Source organism: Alteromonas sp. AO-Serp (assembly GCF_017849675.1).
GTDB lineage: Bacteria > Pseudomonadota > Gammaproteobacteria > Enterobacterales > Alteromonadaceae > Alteromonas > Alteromonas macleodii.
Window position 1 is genome coordinate 1 of record NZ_JAFLMX010000147.1, and the last position, 14,477, is coordinate 14,477.

Sequence of the window (14,477 nt, forward strand, 5' to 3'; positions counted from 1 at the left end):
TAATCGCTTAAACAACGCGAAAACTAGAAAAACTCGGCGCTTTTCACACCGTCCCAATTCACCAATTTACGTTCGTTGTGCGGCTTTGATGAATTCAGGTGCATTTTTCAAGCGCACTTGTATCGAGCATGAAGAGCTGCAGTAACAAACGGCTGTAAATGAGCGGCAAATAACGATTCGCCACGCGTGTTTATGGTATGGACTGTGTAGAGCAAAAAACATTAACGCGAACAGACAGATTTTTCGATGACGATACAGCAAGAATTGCACACCATTTTGGTGTCTGGACTCGATGCCCTTTCACTAGATTTAAGTGATAAGCAACAGCAGCAGTTAGTTGACTATGTGCTGCTTATGGACAAATGGAATAAGGCGTACAACCTGACTTCTGTGCGCGATCCTAAGCAAATGATGGTGAAACACATTCTAGATTCGCTGGCGATTGTGCCCTTTCTTGATGGTAACAATATCATTGATGTTGGAACGGGCCCTGGCCTTCCAGGTATGCCGTTGGCAATCGCGTTTCCAGATAAATCATTCACATTGCTTGACTCATTGGGCAAGCGTGTACGGTTTATGACCCAATGTGTGCACACGCTTGGATTAACTAACGTAACTCCTGTGCAAAGCCGCGTTGAAGAGCACAATGGCGATACGCCTTACGATATTGTGCTAAGCCGAGCTTTCGCTTCGCTAAAAGATATGTTGCACTGGTGTCAGCATCTGGTAGATTCAGAAGGTCAATTTTTGGCGCTTAAAGGTCAGTTTCCACAAGATGAGATAGACGAAGTGAGTGATCACTTCCATGTGAGCAAAACGGAAAACCTCACTGTGCCAAATTTGGTAGGCGAACGACATCTGGTTTGGCTAAAAAAGAAATAGCCGAAAAATAGAAATAGACGAGAACAGGATCTAACGTGGCTAAGGTAATCGCGATCGCGAATCAAAAAGGTGGTGTTGGAAAAACAACCACTGCAGTTAACGTGGCAGCGTCAATGGCAGCAACCAAGCGTAAGGTGTTGCTGATTGATCTCGATCCACAAGGTAATGCGACCATGGGAAGCGGCGTTGACAAATACGACGTTGAATCTACGGCATTTGAATTGTTGATTGAAGAAAAGCCAATTAACGATGTTATCGTTAAAGCGACAAGCGGCAAGTATGACCTCATCGCAGCGAACGGTGACGTAACCGCAGCAGAAATTAAGCTGATGGAAATGTTTGCCCGTGAAGTAAGGCTTCGCAACGCGCTGAAGCCCGTTATGGATTACTACGATTTTGTCTTTATCGACTGCCCGCCTTCGCTAAACCAGTTAACTGTGAACGCCCTGGCGGCTGCCGATTCGGTAATGGTGCCTATGCAGTGCGAATATTACGCACTAGAAGGCCTCACTGCCCTGATGGATACCATTCAAAAGTTGGCGTCCGTGGTGAATCCAGAATTGAAGATTGAAGGCGTATTGCGTACTATGTACGACCCGCGTAACCGCCTTGCTAACGACGTTTCAGAACAGTTGAAGCGCCATTTTGGTGAGCAGGTTTATCGCACGGTTATTCCGCGCAATGTTCGCCTAGCTGAAGCACCAAGCTTCGGTACGCCAGCGATGTACTATGATAAGTCATCGACAGGGGCTAAAGCTTACCTGGCACTGGCGGGTGAAATACTGCGTCGTAGGGACAAAACAACGCCTGCACAGGCAAAAGCAAGTTAAACGACAATAAGCTGAACACTATCAGCACATGCCATAGAGGACACTATGTCAGCACGTAAAAGAGGCCTTGGCCGCGGTTTAGATGCGCTACTCGCAACCAGCCAATCATCTGCTCAAAAAGAACAAGATGCCGCCGAGGTAAATTCAACTAACGGTGAGTTAAGCAAGCTCCCTATTGAATACTTAGTGCCGGGCAAGTATCAGCCTCGTAAAGACATGTCACCTGAGGCATTAGAAGAATTGGCATCGTCCATTCGTGCGCAAGGTATTATTCAGCCTATCGTAGTGAGAAAAGTCGACGAGCACCGCTACGAAATCATTGCCGGTGAACGTCGCTGGCGAGCTTCACAACTGGCACAGCTAGACGAAGTGCCTTGTTTGGTTAAGAACGTGCCTGACGAAGCGGCAGTGGCCATTGCCCTTATCGAAAATATCCAGCGTGAAGATTTAAATGCTATGGAAGAGGCACAAGCCCTTGACCGTTTAATGAACGAGTTCGCGCTTACTCATCAAGAAGTGGCCGAAGCGGTGGGCAAATCACGCACCACGGTGACAAATTTACTTCGTCTGAATAATTTGAACGACGACGTGAAACTGTTAGTCGAGCATGGCGATATTGAAATGGGTCACGCTAGAGCGCTGTTAGCGCTAGAAGGTGATACCCAGTCAGAAACGGCGCAAGTAGTATCGGGCAAAGGTCTTACCGTGCGCGATACAGAAAAGCTTGTTAAAAAGCTTTTGGAGCCAGCTAAACCTAAGCCTGAGAAGAAAGTTGATCCCGATGTGCAAAACCTTATGACACGACTTTCAGAAAATTTAGGCACACCTGTGAGTATTGACCACAATGCGAAAGGCAAAGGCAAGCTGACAATTAGCTTTAGCGACCTTGAACAATTAGATGGAATTATCTCTAAAATTCAATAATTTAAAATAAAATTACTAGAGAAGCTCCCTTTGCCTACCCGCAATTGATACGCTGTTCGGTGCAAACGCCGGACACTCTCCTTTCCGGTTATAGCAATAGAAAATTTTCAGAATAACTTTCAAAAAGCGTTGTACTGTTGAAAATTGTCGGTAAAACAGTATACTTCTGACGCTTTTTGTAAGACGTGAACAAGCTGCGAGTAAAAGTGACGAACAAGTTAGCAAAACGCGGGTTAGACCTCGCCAAGAAAGGGCTACTTTTTCAGGCTGTCACGGCCCTAGTCGTTACCGCTTTCGCAGGCGCCGCAGGAGGAAGTCATTCCGCCATGTCGGCAGCGGCAGGCGCTTTAATCAGCATTCTGCCGAACAGTGTTTTTATGGCTTTTGCGTTTCGTTACGCAGGTGCCAGTAAAAACGACCTTGTTGCACGGAGTTTTAGCCAAGGCTCAAAATTGAAGCTGGCACTGACAATCATTTTATTTGTAATTGCTTTTAAAGGCTTAAACGCCGCGCCATTAGAGATTTTCATGGCATTTGTGATTACAACCGCTAGCCACGGGCTAGCCATGTTTCATTACGGTACGAAAGAATAAAGACAGCGCGAGGCGTTGCGATAACGAAAACAACGTATTCGACCGATTGAGACAAAAGAACCAGTCACCAAATTTTTACACTTTACAACTTGGGTTAAACAATGGCATCTGAATACACTACCTCAGAATACATCAAGCACCACTTGACCAATGCCACCATGTGCTCAACTGACAACGGAATTGCTTTTAACAAAGCGTGTTCTGACGCCGGTTTTTGGGCATGGCATGTTGATACACTGGCATGGTCTATCGGTCTTGGTCTTCTTTTCCTAATCATCTTTAGAAGCGTTGCTTCAAAAGCAACAACCGGCGTACCTGGCAAAATGCAGGCGTTTGTTGAGCTAGTTGTTGAGTTTGTTGACGACAACGTTAAAAGCACCTTCCACGGTAAGAGCGCACTTATCGCGCCATTAGCACTGACTATCTTTGTATGGGTATTGCTAATGAACCTTATGGACTTGGTGCCAGTTGATCTTATTCCATGGGTATCTGGTCTTATCGGCCAAGCGGCTTTTGGCATGGATCCACACGACGTTTACAATAAGGCAGTTCCAACCACTGACCTTAATTTGACGTTCGCACTGGCTTCAGGCGTGTTTATTCTTATTCTTTTCTACTCAATCAAGATGAAAGGCATCGGTGGTTTTGCGAAAGAACTTACTATGCAGCCTTTCGGTCACCCTATCTTTATTCCGGTGAACTTTATTCTTGAAACCGTTACTTTGCTCGCGCGTCCGCTTTCACTAGCACTGCGTTTGTTCGGTAACTTGTATGCCAGTGAGCTAATCTTCATTTTGATTGCTACAATTGGTTATTTCCAGCTTCCACTGCACTTCATGTGGGCTGTGTTCCATATTCTGGTACTTCCGCTTCAAGCGTTTATTTTCATGATGCTTACCATCGTGTACTTAAGCCTGGCGTGTGAAGACCACTAAGCATTAACGGGTGTCGGTTTTGATTTTTAATCGACACCGTTTTTACAGAGTTTGACTTTTAAACATTAACTTTAAATTTAACTTAAATCGGAGACGTAAATGTTATACATCGCTGTTGCACTACTGATTGGTCTTGGTGCCCTAGGTACCGCTATTGGTTTCGGTCTACTAGGTGGTAAATTCCTTGAATCTGCTGCTCGTCAACCTGAACTAGCACCTCAACTACAAGTTAAGATGTTCATCGTAGCGGGTCTTATCGACGCCATCGCGATGATCGGTGTTGGTATCGCTCTATACCTATTGTTCGCTGTTGGTGCCTAATTCTACTAAACACTTTTTTAGCGAACTTTAAGAGGAGGGGCGATTGTGAATTTTAACGCCACTTTTATTGGTCAATTAATCGCCTTCGCTGTGTTCGTGGTGTTCTGCATGAAATATGTATGGCCTCCACTAATGGCAGCGATTGAAGAACGTCAGAAGAAAATTGCCGATGGGCTTGAAGCTTCTGAGCGTGCAGAGAAAGACCTAGAGCTTGCTCAAGCGAAAGCTACTGAGCAATTGAAAGATGCGAAAGCGCAAGCAGCTGAAATTATCGAGCAGGCTAAAAAGCGTGCCAACCAATTGGTTGACGAAGAAACGCAAAAAGGCCATGCGGAACGCGAAAAAATTATCGCTTCTGGTTATGCCGAGATTGAAGCTGAACGCAATCGTGCCAAAGAAGATTTGCGCAAGCAGGTTTCTGCACTTGCAGTAGCTGGCGCACAGCAAATCTTACAACGTGAAATCGATGCAAACGCACAAAACGACATTGTTGAAAAACTTGTCGCTGAGCTTTAATAGGGAGATGAGCCATGTCTGAATTGACAACCGTTGCTCGTCCTTATGCTAAAGCTGCTTTCGATTTTGCTGTCGAGAAAGACGCCGTTGCAAAATGGCAAGAAATGCTCGCCTTTGCAGGCGCTGTAGCAGCGAACGATGACATGCACCAGCTTTTGTCTGGTGCGGTTGCCGCTGACACGCTTGCCGACATTTTTAACAATGTTTGTGGTGAGCAACTCGACGAACACGGCCAAAACCTGGTTAAGGTTTTGGCTGAGAATAAACGTTTAGCCGCGTTGCCTGAAATTTCTACTTTGTTTGATGCATTTAAAGCAGATTACGACAAAGAAATAGAAGTGGACGTAACCTCAGCATCTACGCTGACTGATGCGCAACAAAATGAGTTGGTTGCATCTTTGGAAAAACGTTTGGCACGTAAAGTGAAGCTTAATTGTAACGTGGACCCTGCCCTGATCGCTGGAATGGTAATTAATGCCGGCGATACAGTTATTGATGGTTCCGTAAAGTCGAAATTGAACCGTCTAGCAGACGCGTTGCAAGCATAACGGGGATAAGAGCATGCAACTTAATTCCACTGAAATTGCTGAACTGATCAAGAAAAGAATTGAACAGTTCAATGTAAGCAGTGAAGCACGTAATGAAGGTACTATCGTCGCAGTAACTGACGGTATTATCCGCATTCATGGCCTTGCAGATGTAATGCAAGGTGAAATGATCGAGCTTCCTGGAAGCCGTTACGCAATTGCACTAAACCTTGAGCGAGACTCTGTAGGTGCAGTTGTTATGGGTCCTTATGCGGACCTTAAAGAAGGCGATAAAGTACAATCTACTGGTCGTATTCTTGAAGTACCAGTAGGTAACGCACTACTAGGTCGTGTTGTAAACACACTAGGTGAGCCTATCGATGGTAAAGGCGCAATCGATGCAGCTGGTTTCGAACCAGTTGAAAAAATTGCACCTGGCGTAATCGAGCGTCAATCGGTAGACCAGCCAGTACAAACTGGTTATAAGTCAGTTGACGCCATGATCCCAGTAGGTCGTGGTCAGCGTGAGCTTATCATCGGTGACCGTCAGTGTGGTAAAACAGCAATGGCTGTTGACGCTATCATCAACCAAAAAGGTACAGGCATTAAGTGTGTGTACGTAGCGGTTGGTCAGAAAGCATCTACTATCGCTAACGTAGTACGTAAACTAGAAGAGCACGGTGCACTTGACCACACTATCGTGGTTGCAGCATCTGCATCTGAGTCTGCAGCGCTTCAATACCTAGCGCCTTACTCTGGTTGTACTATGGGTGAATTCTTCCGTGACCGCGGTGAAGACGCGCTAATCGTATATGATGATTTGTCTAAGCAAGCTGTTGCTTACCGTCAAATCTCACTACTACTTAAGCGTCCACCAGGCCGTGAAGCTTACCCAGGTGACGTATTCTACCTTCACTCACGTCTACTAGAACGTGCTGCACGTGTAAACGAACAATACGTTGAGCGTTACACAAACGGCGAAGTGAAAGGTAAGACAGGTTCATTGACTGCGCTTCCAATTATCGAAACGCAAGCTGGTGACGTATCTGCATTCGTACCAACTAACGTAATCTCAATTACCGACGGTCAGATCTTCCTAGAAACTGACTTGTTTAACGCAGGTATCCGTCCAGCGGTTAACGCTGGTATCTCGGTATCTCGTGTTGGTGGTGCTGCACAGACTAAAATCATCAAGAAGTTGGGTGGCGGTATCCGTCTAGCCCTAGCTCAGTATCGTGAACTTGCGGCGTTCTCGCAGTTTGCTTCTGACCTTGATGATGCAACTCGTGAGCAACTTGAGCACGGTGAGCGCGTAACTGAGCTAATGAAGCAGAAGCAGTACGCACCACTTTCAATTGCTGATATGGGTGTATCTCTGTTCGCGGTAGAAAAAGGTTTCCTTAAGGGTATCGAGCTTAACAAAATCCTAGATTTTGAAGCCGCTCTTCACTCTTACATGAACAGCGAACACGCTGACCTTATGAAGACTATCAACGAATCAGGTAACTACAACGACGAGATTGCCTCTAAGTTGAACGACGCTTTAACAAACTTTAAAGCGACACAAACTTGGTAATCAATGGTGCTGGTGTTTAACCACCAGCGCAATTCGTTGAGTAATCGGAGAGATAGTCATGGCCAGCGGTAAAGAAATAAAAGGTAAGATTGGGAGTATCAAAAATACTCAGAAGATTACCAGTGCGATGGAAATGGTTGCTGCGTCTAAAATGAAAAAGGCGCAGGAACGCATGGCTTCTGGCCGTCCATATGCACAAAATATGCTTAAAGTGATTGGTCACATTGCAAACGGTAACCTTGAATATCGCCATCCTTATTTGGAAGAGCGTGAAGTCAAGCGCGTCGGTTACATTGTGATTTCCACTGACCGAGGCTTATGTGGTGGCTTGAACACCAATGAATTTAAGCTCGTCACTCAAGACGTCAAAAAATGGCGTGAACAGGGTGTAGAAGTGGATTTCGCTGCATTAGGTTCTAAGGCGTGCAGTTTCTTCAACCGCTTTGGTGGCAAGTTGCTTGCTGCTGAATCTGGTTTAGGTGACAAGCCGTCTGTGAGCGATGTAGTGGGTGTTGTACGCGTTATGCTTAAAGCGTACGACGAAGGACAAATTGACCGAGTATTCTTGGTATTCAATGACTTCGTTAACACCATGACACAGAAACCTGTGATCAATCAGTTATTGCCTTTGCCAAAGTCAGAAGACGAAGAATATCAACATCGTTGGGACTACATCTACGAGCCAGATCCAAAAGAAATTTTGGAAGCACTAATGGTTCGTTACATTGAGTCTCAGGTGTATCAGGGTGTTGTAGAAAACGCGGCGTCAGAACAAGCTGCGCGAATGGTTGCCATGAAGGCAGCAACCGACAACGCCGGTAACCTCATTGATGAGTTACAACTGGTATATAACAAAGCGCGTCAGGCTGCAATCACACAAGAAATCAGTGAGATTGTGAGCGGTGCCGCAGCGGTGTAGGCAAAGGTTTAAAAGAGATAACGAGGACAAATTATGAGTCAAGGTAAGGTCGTCCAAATCATTGGCGCCGTTGTGGATATTGAATTTCCACAAGATGCGGTACCAAGAGTTTATGACGCACTACGAGTTACCGAAGGTGACTTGTCAGGTCTAACCCTGGAAGTGCAACAGCAATTAGGTGGTGGTGTTGTTCGTGGCATCGCACTAGGTACTACTGACGGACTAAAACGTGGTCTTGCAGTAGAAAATACCGGTAACCCAATCATGGTTCCAGTTGGTACGAAGACACTTGGTCGTATCATGGACGTATTGGGTAACCCAATCGACGAAGCAGGTCCAATTGGTGAAGAAGAGCGTATGTCTATTCACCGTGAAGCGCCTAGCTACGAAGATCAGTCTAGCTCGGTAGAACTACTAGAAACTGGTATCAAAGTAATCGACTTGGTTTGCCCATTCGCTAAGGGTGGTAAAGTTGGTCTATTCGGTGGTGCGGGTGTAGGTAAAACCGTAAACATGATGGAACTTATCCGTAACATCGCAATCGAGCACAGCGGTTTCTCAGTATTCGCGGGTGTTGGTGAGCGTACGCGTGAGGGTAACGACTTCTATCACGAAATGAACGAATCAAACGTACTTGATAAAGTATCGCTTGTATACGGTCAGATGAACGAGCCACCGGGTAACCGTCTACGTGTTGCACTTACCGGTCTAACAATGGCTGAGAAGTTCCGTGACGAAGGCCGTGACGTTCTATTCTTCGTAGATAACATCTATCGTTATACCCTAGCAGGTACTGAAGTATCAGCACTTCTAGGTCGTATGCCATCTGCGGTAGGTTACCAGCCTACTCTTGCAGAAGAGATGGGTGTACTTCAGGAACGTATTACGTCAACGAAGACAGGTTCAATCACTTCAATCCAAGCGGTATACGTACCTGCGGATGACTTGACTGACCCATCTCCAGCGACAACCTTTGCTCACTTGGATGCAACGGTAGTACTTTCTCGTGATATCGCGTCTCTTGGTATCTATCCTGCGGTAGACCCACTAGATTCAACGTCTCGTCAGCTAGACCCGCTAGTAATTGGTCAAGAGCACTATGACGTAGCACGTGGCGTACAGACTGTTCTTCAGCGCTATAAAGAGCTGAAAGACATCATCGCGATCCTAGGTATGGACGAACTATCTGAAGAAGACAAGCAAGTGGTATCACGTGCTCGTAAGATTCAGCGTTTCCTATCTCAGCCGTTCTTCGTAGCAGAAGTATTTACTGGTGCACCTGGTAAATATGTATCGCTAAAAGACACAATCAGTGGCTTTAAAGGCATCCTAGACGGTGAGTACGATCACCTTCCAGAGCAAGCCTTCTACATGGTTGGTTCTATCGAAGAAGCGCTAGAGAAAGCCAAGAAAGCATAATGACAGGGCTAGCAGTTGCTAGCCTAGCATCATGCTAACGTACCTAATCAGGAGGTTCACATGGCAATGACAGTACATTTGGACGTAGTAAGCGCGGAGAAAGCGATTTTCTCAGGTCGCGTTGAAGCGATTCAGGTGACAGGTAGCGAAGGTGAGCTGGGTATTCACCCAGGGCACGCGCCACTTATCTCTGCTATTAAACCTGGTATGGTGCGTTTGGTTAAACAGCACGGTGAAGAAGAAGTAATCTATGTTGCAGGTGGTGTACTAGAAGTACAACCTGGCAATGTTACCGTACTGGCTGATACCGCGGTTCGAGCTGAAGATCTTGACGAGCAGGCAGCAGAAGAAGCCAAACGACGTGCAGAAGAGCACATCGCCAACCCAGGCGCTGACTTTAACTACGCTGAAGCAGCTCACGAGCTTGCAGAAGCTATTGCTCAACTTCGTCTTATTCAGAAGTTACGCAAGTAAAAAGCACAGCTTTGAAAAAACCCGCCAAATGGCGGGTTTTTTATTGCCGAACGAAAAGTGGTCGTTCACATTCTCTTACGTTTATTTTTATTGCTATCGCACTACACAAAGCTTATCGTTAGAGCGTTTTAACCGATTTAAATTAAAACGTAATCGGCGCTAATTCTAGTGCCACCTTTGCCTGTAACGAATTATAGAAATGAAGCTTAACCCGTATTCCAACATGCACAAAGGTGCCTCTATTGGATTTTTTCCTCTGCTAACAACACTGATTTTACTTTCAGTGCATTATTTTACGGGTGCGTTAGATTGGCCTGAAGTGGGAAATGTACGTGCACAGCGCGACTTCAACTCTGCTATTGGTATGTCGCTTATTACAGGATACTTTTGGTTTGCGCTTCGTTTAATGCATCAAAACGTGGCTAGCACCCTTATTTCTTTGCTTGTAAAAACCAATCAGCTTAGTCAGTTTTCGGCGCATAGGCGAGAACTCGCCATTGAATTTAGACACCATATTTTCAATGCAATCATCATTTCTATTATGATCACGATTGTGTACTGCATATTCGAAGGATTGATCACGGTAAAACAAGAAATACACGTTTTATTCTTAACGGCCACAGCCGTCCCCTTTTGGTTCTTGGCCATTTTATTTTTGTTTCAGATCTCCTCCAACATTAAGTACCTAACTTCTAAAGTTTTGCCCCAAGCCGGTGGAAATATTGACCGACTTAAGTCCATCATGACGATTTTAAAATTAGGAACAACTAACAGCATATTTGCGATGGGGGCACTGGCCATCTTTCCTATCTTTTGGTTGAAAAAAGACATTCCTTCCATTGATGTACTAGTAGTGACGTTCTTCACGGGGATAGTGAGCGTTTATCTATTTTGGCCGGTAATAAAGCTTAAAAGTATGCTTGAGAAAGAGCAGAAAGCTGCTGTTCTGCACCTAGAGGAAAACATAGAAGACGGTATTAAACGATGTGCAAAGCACGAAGAATTCTCTACAGCTGCGTCAATTGAGCAACTAGAAAGCGAAAAAGAACGAGTCTTAAAAATGGGGGCGCGGGTTTTTGCCCCAAGAGATAAGGCAAGAGTGGCTGCGTGTATTGCGTTAATACCGATTTCATGGGTTCTATTGTTCATTGTTGAATGGTTAATTCAACTCCCTCGCTATCATTAGTCTATTCGGGTCTGTTGTTCTTAGCCTTATCTTTTCGCGGCGGTCTATGTGGTATCTAGACAAGGCTCGCTTAATTCCTTCTCGCACCCTAACAGCTATTAATAATTGTCGTATTCACATTGCGTTGGTATGGTAAATCTTCTTAGGTCATAGAGATATCATTGTGCGAATATACGGCGACACGCGTTCAGGAAACTGTTACAAGCTCCAACTGCTTCTTTCTTTGTTAGGTAAAACTTGCGAATGGATTGATGTGGACATTATGAAAGGAGAAACACGCGCTCCTTCTTTTCTAGAAAAGACCCCTAATGGGAAAATTCCGTTGCTTGAACTAGACGACGGCAGGGTGTTGTCAGAATCCAATGCCATCATGCACTACCTGGCATCTAACACTCCTTTAATCCCCTCTTCTCCCTATAGTTTTTCGCAACTTTTACAGTGGCAGTTTTTCGAACAATACAGTCACGAGCCTTATATCGCCGTTGCTCGCTACATCAATGTTTATTTAGGGCTACCCGAGGACAGGAAAGCGGAGTACGAATCTAAACAAGCGGGTGGATATCGTGCACTAGCTGTCATGGAGCATCAACTTAAAATTACGCCGTTTTTGCTAGGTGACACGTTAACTCTTGCGGATATTTCATTGTTTGCGTATACCCACGTTGCCCACGAGGGCGGGTTTGACCTTTCCGCCTATCCCGCCATTCGAAATTGGATAAGTTTAGTCAAAGATCAAAAGGGCTTCATTCCCATGAACGCGTAATGTGCGCTAAACGAAGTTCTACGCTAGAAATGCCTTCTATGTGACATAGGGCCTTGCCACTTATCTTGTAAGGCTCTCTGTGCTCTGTAAAGCCCAGAAACGTCGATTTGATCTAAGCACTGTAGTGCATAAGCTGTTGCTTCTAGCGTGGAAAGTGCATTGCTTAATGTGGTATGACGAATAGCATAGTTAGAAGTGGGTGCAGAAATGAAGTGAAACGCTGGTAACTTTGTTAACCATGGGTTCTGTTTAACTAGACCAAATGCTTGTTTCCAACTTCCATCTATTAGAATTAGCGTTGTGATCTCAGAACGTGCAACGGCATCGACATTTTCTATCGGTGTACTGCATTCACTTGGGTAAACAAGCACTGAATGTCGACGTGAGCAGTGTTCGGATAGGGATTGCATAGCGACGACATCATTAGCAAGTATGATTCGCGTCGAAGGAATACACAATGAAACTAAGCGCGCCGTATTCTTGGCGTGAAGTGCTTCTTTTTCGTGTTGAATTATCACAATCTCTAACGATGTATCTACTGTGTTAATGTGAGAGCAAATACAGGTTTTTTGAGGATATCCACAGTGTTCACAATAAAGGCGCATAACTGAATTTCTTTATTCTCTTTTGAACGTTTATCGCACTTATTAACTAAGTAACTTAATAGATAGGATAATATACAACATGCCGAATGAAGCAGTACAATCTCGAGTAGAGAAAACGCTTTCTTTAGTGCCTGAGGGACAGGTAATAAGTTACGCCTTGCTCGCTGACCTGTGTGGATTACCCGGCAGAGCTAGAATGATGGGAAAGTGTTTAAGAGAGATAAATGCTGACTGCCACTGGCATCGCGTACTACGTGCTGACGGTAAAATTGCTTTTCCTGCTGGCTCTGATAAAGCGGATGAGCAGCGAAAGCGATTAGCAGAGGAAGGTGTGGTCGTTAAAAACTACCGAGTGAATATGACGAAGTTTGGTTGGAAGCCAGATTTACACACTATACTAGTAGAGTTAGAGTACTGAGCTTTCACTTTTTATACGAAAGCAGTTAGCAAATATATGGCGATTAATATAGTGCAGTGCATATAAGATGATAAAAAAGATTACTATTGATCAGTTAGTGCCAGGCATGTTTGTTCATCAAATTTTAGAGCAAAAAGGTGCGTTGAGGGTTACGAGCCAAGGCCGCGTTACGTCTGATGACGTGGTTAAAACACTTAGAAAGCGAGGTGTGAAAACCCTCGCCATTGATACAGATAAGGCGTTTAACGTTGAGCAACCTAGTTCATTGGCTACTGTGGAAAAGCACCAAAACTCGTCTTCTAATCAACCGGTAAAATCAAAAAAGATATCACTCGAAAATGAGCTGGTAAGAGCCGCAAAGCTTCACGAGCAAGGAAAGGCAATTCAAAAGTTGTTACTTGCCAATGTACAAAAAGAGACGCCTTTTGATGCGAGTATTCCCAAAGCATTTTCAAATAAGTTAGTCGAGTCGGTAGATAGAAACCCCGATGCGTTGCTTTGTCTAACTAAAATTCGAGAAAAAGACGACTATTTACTAGAGCATTCTCTGAACGTCGCTATTTTACTCGCCAATTTTGGCAAGTATTTAGGGATGTCTGAAGAAGAAGTGCAACACCTTTCCTATGCTGGCTTTCTACACGACTTGGGCAAAATCAAAATTCCAGATGAAATTCTTCATAAGCCAGGCCGCCTTACGGACAGTGAAATGGAGATCATGAAAGGTCATGTAAAGCACGGGGTCGACTATTTAAAAAGTACGGAAATTGCGCAGCCACTGATTCAAGCGATTAGTGAGCATCATGAGCGATTGGATGGCTTGGGCTACCCTGCTGGGACCAAAGGTGAGGATATTAGCCAAGCGGGCCGAATGCTTGCCATTGCCGATATGTACGATGCACTCACCGCGGACCGGGTGTATAAGGCCGGTATGTCTAGCCAAAAGGCATTCTCTATTTTGATGAGTGATGCGCCAACGCGTCTTGACCAGTCACTTGTTCAACAGTTTATAAAGTGTCTGGGCGTATACCCCGTAGGGAGCCTAGTTCTATTATCAAATGATAAATTAGCGATGGTGCTTGAACAGAGAGACTCCCCACTTACGCCACTCGTAAAGGTTTTTTATTCGGTTCGCAGTAACCACTATCTAACGCCGAAAGATGTTGACCTATCATCGGATAAAACAGTCAGTATCAACAAAGCCGTCATAGCGTCTGACTATAATATTGATGTGAACGCATTTTTTGAGCGTTCAGTTTCAATAGGCTAAAACGTTACTTTTTAGCAACACAGTGTAGTATTTACACTGTGTACCAACGCATTTTTTCTTCTTTATTCCAACGTTCATTTAGCTAACGTTCAGGTTTGATGTCCTACAATCCTCTAAACATGAAGTGCTGTAGTGCCTTTGAGTGCTGATTTTTAGAAAAAGTTAAGCAGGAAGCGAACTCGTGGCGCTCAGATACTCGTTGTTGCTTATATACAGAATATTTGCCAGTGGAACGCTTATTGCTATCACTGTAGTTGTTTAATGCAAAACTAACACTGAGCTTATTGAGAGTGGCAATGGATAAATGCAACTCATCAATATT

General features: G+C 44.7%; 18 protein-coding genes. 16 read left to right on the forward strand and 2 right to left on the reverse strand.

Annotated features, from left to right (window positions below; genetic code table 11):
• Positions 1 to 246: 246 nt before the first annotated feature.
• The 14 genes from rsmG to QVA83_RS10600 all read left to right on the forward strand — a co-directional run bounded on the left by rsmG (position 247) and on the right by QVA83_RS10600 (position 11,865).
• A complete protein-coding gene (rsmG, locus tag QVA83_RS10535) occupies positions 247 to 882 on the forward strand; it encodes a 16S rRNA (guanine(527)-N(7))-methyltransferase RsmG (protein ID WP_014951456.1) in 636 nt (211 codons plus the stop codon).
• 35 nt (positions 883 to 917) lie between these two features.
• On the forward strand, positions 918 to 1,712 hold the full coding sequence (locus QVA83_RS10540; RefSeq protein WP_014951455.1) for a ParA family protein: 795 nt from the start codon (positions 918 to 920) through the stop codon (positions 1,710 to 1,712).
• A gap of 45 nt (positions 1,713 to 1,757) precedes the next feature.
• Positions 1,758 to 2,636: a ParB/RepB/Spo0J family partition protein gene (locus QVA83_RS10545; protein ID WP_014951454.1), complete on the forward strand. Its 879-nt coding sequence runs from the start codon at positions 1,758 to 1,760 to the stop codon at positions 2,634 to 2,636.
• A 206-nt stretch (positions 2,637 to 2,842) separates the two neighbouring features.
• Entirely contained in the window at positions 2,843 to 3,229 is a 387-nt protein-coding gene (locus QVA83_RS10550) for an ATP synthase subunit I (protein WP_014977839.1), read from the forward strand.
• A gap of 101 nt (positions 3,230 to 3,330) precedes the next feature.
• A complete protein-coding gene (gene atpB, locus QVA83_RS10555) occupies positions 3,331 to 4,164 on the forward strand; it encodes a F0F1 ATP synthase subunit A (protein ID WP_012520223.1) in 834 nt (277 codons plus the stop codon).
• A 99-nt stretch (positions 4,165 to 4,263) separates the two neighbouring features.
• Positions 4,264 to 4,485, forward strand: coding sequence for a F0F1 ATP synthase subunit C (gene atpE, locus QVA83_RS10560; protein ID WP_012520222.1), 222 nt, complete (start codon positions 4,264 to 4,266; stop codon positions 4,483 to 4,485).
• Positions 4,486 to 4,530: 45 nt separating this feature from the next.
• Positions 4,531 to 5,001: a F0F1 ATP synthase subunit B gene (gene atpF / locus QVA83_RS10565; RefSeq protein ID WP_014951452.1), complete on the forward strand. Its 471-nt coding sequence runs from the start codon at positions 4,531 to 4,533 to the stop codon at positions 4,999 to 5,001.
• 14 nt (positions 5,002 to 5,015) lie between these two features.
• On the forward strand, positions 5,016 to 5,549 hold the full coding sequence (gene atpH / locus QVA83_RS10570; protein WP_014951451.1) for a F0F1 ATP synthase subunit delta: 534 nt from the start codon (positions 5,016 to 5,018) through the stop codon (positions 5,547 to 5,549).
• A gap of 13 nt (positions 5,550 to 5,562) precedes the next feature.
• A complete protein-coding gene (atpA, locus tag QVA83_RS10575) occupies positions 5,563 to 7,104 on the forward strand; it encodes a F0F1 ATP synthase subunit alpha (protein WP_014951450.1) in 1,542 nt (513 codons plus the stop codon).
• 58 nt (positions 7,105 to 7,162) lie between these two features.
• Positions 7,163 to 8,023: a F0F1 ATP synthase subunit gamma gene (gene atpG / locus QVA83_RS10580; RefSeq protein WP_012520217.1), complete on the forward strand. Its 861-nt coding sequence runs from the start codon at positions 7,163 to 7,165 to the stop codon at positions 8,021 to 8,023.
• A 33-nt stretch (positions 8,024 to 8,056) separates the two neighbouring features.
• Positions 8,057 to 9,442, forward strand: a complete 1,386-nt coding sequence (atpD, locus tag QVA83_RS10585) for a F0F1 ATP synthase subunit beta (RefSeq protein WP_014951449.1) — start codon at positions 8,057 to 8,059, stop codon at positions 9,440 to 9,442.
• Between the two features lie 60 nt (positions 9,443 to 9,502).
• Positions 9,503 to 9,916 carry a F0F1 ATP synthase subunit epsilon gene (locus QVA83_RS10590; RefSeq protein WP_014951448.1) on the forward strand — a complete coding sequence of 138 codons (414 nt, stop codon included), beginning with the start codon at positions 9,503 to 9,505 and terminating at the stop codon, positions 9,914 to 9,916.
• Positions 9,917 to 10,115: 199 nt separating this feature from the next.
• Complete coding sequence (locus QVA83_RS10595; RefSeq protein WP_039228875.1) at positions 10,116 to 11,102, forward strand: hypothetical protein; 987 nt, start codon at positions 10,116 to 10,118, stop codon at positions 11,100 to 11,102.
• A gap of 163 nt (positions 11,103 to 11,265) precedes the next feature.
• Entirely contained in the window at positions 11,266 to 11,865 is a 600-nt protein-coding gene (locus QVA83_RS10600) for a glutathione S-transferase family protein (RefSeq protein ID WP_014977837.1), read from the forward strand.
• Positions 11,866 to 11,888: 23 nt separating this feature from the next.
• Here QVA83_RS10600 and QVA83_RS10605 read toward each other — a convergent pair whose 3' ends face one another.
• Positions 11,889 to 12,470 carry a tRNA-uridine aminocarboxypropyltransferase gene (locus tag QVA83_RS10605; protein WP_014951445.1) on the reverse strand — a complete coding sequence of 194 codons (582 nt, stop codon included), beginning with the start codon at positions 12,468 to 12,470 and terminating at the stop codon, positions 11,889 to 11,891.
• Between the two features lie 79 nt (positions 12,471 to 12,549).
• On the opposite strand from QVA83_RS10605, the gene QVA83_RS10610 reads away from it, so the two are divergent.
• Positions 12,550 to 12,888, forward strand: coding sequence for an MGMT family protein (locus tag QVA83_RS10610; protein WP_156079080.1), 339 nt, complete (start codon positions 12,550 to 12,552; stop codon positions 12,886 to 12,888).
• Positions 12,889 to 12,955: 67 nt separating this feature from the next.
• Complete coding sequence (locus QVA83_RS10615; protein ID WP_287498454.1) at positions 12,956 to 14,155, forward strand: cyclic di-GMP phosphodiesterase; 1,200 nt, start codon at positions 12,956 to 12,958, stop codon at positions 14,153 to 14,155.
• A gap of 103 nt (positions 14,156 to 14,258) precedes the next feature.
• Here QVA83_RS10615 and QVA83_RS10620 read toward each other — a convergent pair.
• On the reverse strand, positions 14,259 to 14,477 hold a 219-nt coding region (locus QVA83_RS10620; protein WP_287498455.1), incomplete at its 5' end, for a hypothetical protein.

Excerpts from the sequence above, each read along its gene's own strand:
- QVA83_RS10615 (WP_287498454.1), top strand. The coding sequence starts at position 12,956 with ATGATAAAAAAGATTACTATTGATCAGTTAGTGCCAGGCATGTTTGTT.
- QVA83_RS10545 (WP_014951454.1), top strand. The coding sequence starts at position 1,758 with ATGTCAGCACGTAAAAGAGGCCTTGGCCGCGGTTTAGATGCGCTACTC.
- QVA83_RS10590 (WP_014951448.1), top strand. The coding sequence starts at position 9,503 with ATGGCAATGACAGTACATTTGGACGTAGTAAGCGCGGAGAAAGCGATT.
- rsmG (WP_014951456.1), top strand. The coding sequence starts at position 247 with ATGACGATACAGCAAGAATTGCACACCATTTTGGTGTCTGGACTCGAT.
- atpB (WP_012520223.1), top strand. The coding sequence starts at position 3,331 with ATGGCATCTGAATACACTACCTCAGAATACATCAAGCACCACTTGACC.
- QVA83_RS10595 (WP_039228875.1), top strand. The coding sequence starts at position 10,116 with ATGAAGCTTAACCCGTATTCCAACATGCACAAAGGTGCCTCTATTGGA.
- atpH (WP_014951451.1), top strand. The coding sequence starts at position 5,016 with ATGTCTGAATTGACAACCGTTGCTCGTCCTTATGCTAAAGCTGCTTTC.
- atpA (WP_014951450.1), top strand. The coding sequence starts at position 5,563 with ATGCAACTTAATTCCACTGAAATTGCTGAACTGATCAAGAAAAGAATT.
- atpG (WP_012520217.1), top strand. The coding sequence starts at position 7,163 with ATGGCCAGCGGTAAAGAAATAAAAGGTAAGATTGGGAGTATCAAAAAT.
- QVA83_RS10605 (WP_014951445.1), bottom strand. The coding sequence starts at position 12,470 with ATGCGCCTTTATTGTGAACACTGTGGATATCCTCAAAAAACCTGTATT.
- atpD (WP_014951449.1), top strand. The coding sequence starts at position 8,057 with ATGAGTCAAGGTAAGGTCGTCCAAATCATTGGCGCCGTTGTGGATATT.
- atpE (WP_012520222.1), top strand. The coding sequence starts at position 4,264 with ATGTTATACATCGCTGTTGCACTACTGATTGGTCTTGGTGCCCTAGGT.
- QVA83_RS10610 (WP_156079080.1), top strand. The coding sequence starts at position 12,550 with ATGCCGAATGAAGCAGTACAATCTCGAGTAGAGAAAACGCTTTCTTTA.